Origin of the sequence: Stenotrophomonas sp. SrG, from assembly GCF_050031795.1 — a bacterium.
Lineage (GTDB): Bacteria > Pseudomonadota > Gammaproteobacteria > Xanthomonadales > Xanthomonadaceae > Stenotrophomonas > Stenotrophomonas rhizophila_A.
Genome location: NZ_JBNBBE010000273.1, coordinates 1 through 270 on the forward strand (window position 1 = coordinate 1; position 270 = coordinate 270).

Here is a 270-nt window from a genome sequence, read left to right on the forward strand (position 1 = left end):
CACGTACACCACTGCGCCCCGGCCGGTGCGCGGCACCCGCGCCAGCAGTTCGATGAAGCGCGCCACCACCCGGGCGGTGGCCACGGCATACCCGCCGATGACCACGAAGGCCCTCTGCATGGTGAAGGGAATCAGGCTCCAGAAGCCGGCGCCGAACGCTTTGGCGGTGGCCTGCGGGGTGGCGCCGAAGCCCATGGCGGCCACTGCCCCGATCACCACGCCGAGCACCGCGAACACATACGCGTCGGGGAACCATTTTTCCGCCCAGGC

General features: G+C 70.4%; 1 protein-coding gene. It reads right to left on the reverse strand.

The genetic code is table 11. The features are described 5' to 3' along the window. A partial coding sequence (locus tag ACQG3P_RS19810) for a TIGR00366 family protein (protein ID WP_426805999.1) occupies positions 1 to 270 on the reverse strand: 270 nt, incomplete at both ends.